The organism is Lentilactobacillus sp. TOM.63 (assembly GCF_030361045.1).
In the GTDB taxonomy this organism is placed as follows: domain Bacteria; phylum Bacillota; class Bacilli; order Lactobacillales; family Lactobacillaceae; genus Lentilactobacillus; species Lentilactobacillus dabitei.
This window is the reverse complement of record NZ_JAUCAP010000114.1, coordinates 1-5,194: the sequence shown is the minus strand read 5'-3', so window position 1 is coordinate 5,194 and position 5,194 is coordinate 1. Positions and strand designations below refer to the sequence as shown.

The 5,194-nt window shown below is 42.9% G+C and carries 5 protein-coding genes; 2 read left to right on the top strand and 3 right to left on the bottom strand.

Annotated features, from left to right (window positions below):
- Positions 1 to 78 precede the first annotated feature (78 nt).
- Entirely contained in the window at positions 79 to 693 is a 615-nt protein-coding gene (locus tag QUF07_RS13145) for a hypothetical protein (protein ID WP_289427844.1), read from the top strand.
- Between the two features lie 101 nt (positions 694 to 794).
- Positions 795 to 1,127: a hypothetical protein gene (locus QUF07_RS13140; RefSeq protein ID WP_217161816.1), complete on the top strand. Its 333-nt coding sequence runs from the start codon at positions 795 to 797 to the stop codon at positions 1,125 to 1,127.
- Positions 1,128 to 1,304: 177 nt separating this feature from the next.
- Here QUF07_RS13140 and QUF07_RS13135 read toward each other — a convergent pair whose 3' ends face one another.
- The 3 genes from QUF07_RS13135 to QUF07_RS13125 all read right to left on the bottom strand — a co-directional run bounded on the left by QUF07_RS13135 (position 1,305) and on the right by QUF07_RS13125 (position 5,076).
- Entirely contained in the window at positions 1,305 to 2,204 is a 900-nt protein-coding gene (locus QUF07_RS13135) for a DMT family transporter (protein WP_289427840.1), read from the bottom strand.
- Positions 2,205 to 2,365: 161 nt separating this feature from the next.
- Positions 2,366 to 3,973: a putative polysaccharide biosynthesis protein gene (locus tag QUF07_RS13130; protein ID WP_217161810.1), complete on the bottom strand. Its 1,608-nt coding sequence runs from the start codon at positions 3,971 to 3,973 to the stop codon at positions 2,366 to 2,368.
- A gap of 134 nt (positions 3,974 to 4,107) precedes the next feature.
- A complete protein-coding gene (locus tag QUF07_RS13125; RefSeq protein ID WP_217341398.1) occupies positions 4,108 to 5,076 on the bottom strand; it encodes a S66 family peptidase in 969 nt (322 codons plus the stop codon).
- Positions 5,077 to 5,194: the final 118 nt, after the last annotated feature.

The following is a 5,194-nucleotide window of genomic DNA, read 5'->3' as shown; positions in this document are numbered from 1 at the left end:
GGATAATTTTTCATAGCTTAAACTCGCTTTTTACATAGAAGTATATCAAAAATCATAGATCTTGGACAGCTTCTAAAGATGACCAACGGTAAAAAGACCGGCATTTTTTACTACGTCACTGATAATAACGGTATCAAAGGATATGTTTGGCGCGGTTATATGGCTAAAGGGGTCTTGCCCGCTGGGGAGTTTCCTAATCCTGGTGGTATCCCGAACGCAGACGATGATGAACTGGAGAATCTGCAGGGGCAAAGGGTTGGTAACAGTGTCTACAATGAACAAGTAGCCGCTAGACAGAATACCGATGCCTATAGCCTGTTTGGCTTTATTAAGGCTGGCGCCAACCTACCCGAAGCGGCTAAATTATACGCTCAAAATCCAAATGATCCGCTGTTAAAGCAGGCTCCTTACTCTCATATGAAGTTTATTACCAATTCTAGCGCACCAACCAAACAGCAACGCCAAGCCTTAGTGACCGGCAAGCTTTCCTTTAAGGACTTTGTCTCGGCTGATTTGAAGAAACAGGGCATTGATCCAAACAAATACAGTACCCGTTCCAATGATAAGTGGTTCATTGGAATCACGAGCTCACCAATTTACCTCAAGGCCAATCAGACAACGCTCTATCCCAAATTTGGTCAGTATACAATTGCCTTATTAGCACCTCAATACAAGAGTGAAGTTGAAAAATAAGGGATCATCTTTTGCCACGTTGTCGATGCTTGACTTACCCCCACTGACCAGTACACTTAAAGTGATTCTTTTAAGAAAATTGTTTAAGGGAGGTCACTGCGATGAGTTCAGGTGGAAATGTCTTTGGCAGTAACATCATTGGTTCCCCAGGTTTTGACGTCACTAAATGGTTCACTCAATCAAACAGCCAGGAGTTCGTTTTAAAAAACCGGCAAGCGTTTGAAGCCAAGCCATATCAGCTTGGCGATCAACCGACGCCTTTGTATGACGCTGCCATCAATGGCGACAGCGTCATCCTCACCAAAGTTGGCAATCTCGACGAAACCGGTCGCTATCAAGTGACCAAAGCCATGACCCTCGAGAATCCAATCACTTACGAAACCAGATCCTTTTTATACGTCAATGACCATGGCTGGGTGACAAGGTCTCATTAAATCATGATCCTTTAACTGTCACGCTAGTAATGACGTTGATATAAAGAATGTTCAATATTCTATTAATAAAATATGGCCCAAAAAGTGATTGTTCTCTGAACATATAAGCCAACTAACTGGATAATGTCTGGCTAGTTGACTTATATGGATGGAACTGCTTTTGGGGCCATTTTTTAACTATTCTGCATGACTAAAGGTTTCTCGGACAACCACATAACTGCCGGCAATCATCATCAACGTTGCCAATACCAATTGGAATGTCACCCTTTCTCGTAAGAACATGATGGCAATAAACGTTGATAAAAAGGGCGACAGGGCATAATACGCGCTGGTTCGGGCAGCCCCAATGTACCGCTGAGCTAAAATGTAAAAGAAAATACTGACGCCAAAAGACAGGAAACCTAGCAACAGTGCAATCCCAACGATCGGTAGAACCGGCCAATTTTTTTGGTCAATCAAAGCAACAATCAGCGTCCCAAGTCCGACTCCCATTCCCTTCACAATCACAATTTGAATGGGATTCTTGACAGACAGAACCCGGGTAAAATTATTTTCCAGGCCCCAGCAAAAGGTTGCCAAAATGACGAGAATTGATCCCCAGTTAATGGTTAGATGGCTGACATCAGTGCTCAAGACACAGCTGGCGAGAAATACCAACCCCACCCCGAGCCAAAGTTGGCGTCCCACTTTTTTATGGAAGAACAAAAATGCCAGAATTGTTGTCGCGACAACCTCGAAATTTCTTAATAACGACGCGCTGGCCGCCGTCGATAATTCAATCCCGATATTCATTAAGATTCCTGCCGCGATGTTAACCACAACCACCGCGATTAAGGTCGGGATATCAGTTCTGGCCAACGAGGCTTCCTTTTTCATGTCGGGTAATAGCCAGTACACGAATGGCAGAATGATTGCCATGCCCACGCCGGTTCCGATGTACAATAACGCTGACAGCATAATTGGTGAACAGTTGTGCAACACGACTTTAGCAATTGGTGGGTATAGTGCATATAGAAGTGCGGAAAGAACGGCAATGCCAACTGCCTTTTTAGATTGAGCGGCAGTTAAAGTTTTCAAAGCAAAGATCTCCAGTTTGATAAAATAAAGTCATCATCAATCAGTTTTATCCTACCGCAAGAAATCAATAAAATATTACCCTGTCACGCATAATATATGAAATATTCGTGTTTAAAATACCATTCCCCAAGAATAAAAAAGCAGCCAATCGATCGACTGCTTTACTGGAAATGTTTATATCTGAAATACTTGTAACCGATTTTGCGATCAAAGATAATTCCCGACAAGCCGGTATGATTTGCCATAAACAGGTAGATCAGCAAGGTAACCAGGCCAAAGACACAACAGAAAATAAACGCCATGACTAACCCAGCCGGAACGTACAGTTGGTGAATCCCCATCGCCAACCCAATGACGATTGCAAAGAAAACAATGTTAACCAGAACCGTTACTCTTAACTTGCCAAATGGCACATGAAATTCACGACGCACTTCACCATAACTGAGTAAAATGACAAAGCCAAAGCCAATTGCGGTCGACAAAATGGCCCCAAAGCCTTGCATCAAAATGACCAACGGTGGCTGGAACAAGAGCTTCGCAATGAGTCCAACAAACAAATAATACATTGCCTTTTTACTATAGTGAAGTGCCTGAAGCAGCGTGAGGCCATTGATTGCAAGGCCAAGAATCAGGCTTTGAATGATATTCCAAAACAGATAATCACCGCCAAGCGTGCTAAAGCTAAAGAAGATCCCATTAATTTCATAGGATAAACCGCCTAAAACGGCAACAATCGGCAATAACGTGAATAACAACATATTGATATTTTGGAAGATCAGCTTACCAATATCCGGATCGTGAGCGGCCAAACTATGCGCTAATAGTGGTAACGTCGTCTCAGCCACTGCTAATGCCAGTGAAACAACCACTGTGGTGATCTTCGTTGGATTGGCGGAAAACAGGGTATAAATATACTGGGTATAAACCGCCGAATAGTGCTGAACACCTTCCATTACTTGCTTAAAAAACAATTGATCAATTAATTGGCTCAGCGTAATTCCCGACCCAACGATGACAAATGGAATTGACTCATAAGCAATCATCTTAAAGATACTTTGAATGCTTGATAGATCGTAGGGCTTACTCTTAGCCGCCATCTGGACATAGTTAGCCGACTGCTTTTTATAGTAAAGTCCCAAGTACAGATAACTGGCAACCGCCCCAACGAAAGCCGCCATCACGCTTAAATAAACGGCTTCGATATAGCTTCGATGGAGGACATAAATGACAACGTACGTGGATACTAAAATAAAAACAATTCGAATGAACTGTTCCCAAAGTTGAGACACCCCATATGGTTTCAAATCCTGGTTTCCTTGGAACCACCCTCTGACACTGCTCATGGATGGCAGAATCACAATTGCCGGAACTAATACGCGAATAGAAGTTACCGCGCTGCTAGCGGACACCACCGGACTATTTTTAGCAATGATGGGGGCAATAATCCATAAAATAGCGCCACAAAGGATCCCCGACATCAGCATCACAAAAGAGCCAACTTTCGCCAATTGTTTGGAATCCAAGAACTTATTTTCACCATTATAAATGGCCACCCGGCGGGCAATTGCGGACGGAAATCCCGCGGTCCCCAAGGCGATAAACAAGCCATACGGGTTATACGAAGCATTGAACAGCGCCATTGCAACGCTCTTGTGTTCAGGTGACCCAATCATATACAGCCAGGGAATCAAATACACAATTCCCAACACCCGTGAAAAGATACTGCCAAATGACAGCCAGAAGGACCCGGACATGATTTTCTTGTTCATAGTAACAGTACACACTTTCTAATTGAAGAATTCTTGGTTATATTATAGCCGTTTTTAAATGGTCACTGAACCTCATATTGACCCTAATCAATAAATTATATCAGGTATTGTAGTCGGTTGGTGAGTTTATTCAATTAAAAATCAGTAAAGGTCGCTGTCCCTTTGGTGGCATCAATCACAGCTTGGGCACCTATCGGAGTTGTGATCATCGGCACGGTGTGGCAACTATCATAATCGTAAATGACTGGCATATCTTGACCATCTAGAACTTCTTCCAAAATATCAATTGGTTTTCGCGTACTACCCTCGGAGTCAAACAACGCATGCTTACCCAAGATAATGCCTTTAACGCGATCAAACACTCCCGCCACTTTTAACATGGCAAAATTTTTCTCCACCGTTGAGGCATCCTTTTCTGCATCTTCGATAAACAGTAAGTCATTTTTGCTAAGTTGAGGAAAATAGCCGGAAGCCAGGATTCCATAAAATGTGTTTAAATTGCCACCAACAATTCTCCCAGAGAGAACTGGTGACCCAATATATTGCCACTGATTAGGCCGCTGTTGCTTAGGCTTTTCAAAGGTATTCCAGTTCAAAGCCTCGTCATCCCAAAACTGCGGGGCATCAATCACAACTTCATCGTCTTTATTGGCGGTGATGATTTGATAGAAACGTGTCCAAGTTTCATCCACGAACGGTGACCATTCACCAAAGCCTGCAACTAACGCTGGGCCATACAGTACCCGACAATTGGGGGCATGGGTTTGAATTGCGAGTAACAATGCTGTCGCATCGGAATAACCAACGAACGTCTTGGGATGATCATTTAGATAATCATAGTCTACGTAAGGCAAAATTGAATTGGTGTTGGTTCCCCCAATCGTTGTCATAATGATATCCACACGATTGTTACGAATTAATTCGTTAACCTCGTCGGCTCTTTGCCGAATTGAACCAGACCGATAAGCATCTCTTTTAGCCGTTAAATTGCCGGCAATCAACTGGATCCCTTTACTGGTCAAAAATTTCTGCGCTCGTTTAAAACGAATCGGTGAGATTGCAGTAATAGGTGTCGACGGTGAGCAAAAACCAATGGTCGTCATAAAAATGCCTCCAAAAAATAATTGTTAACGTTATGTTATACGGTAGATTGCAAATTTAATCCGAATTTTTGGACAAATTTGTCAGCATAACCTGATACGGTGTTTGCCAGTCGAGTAT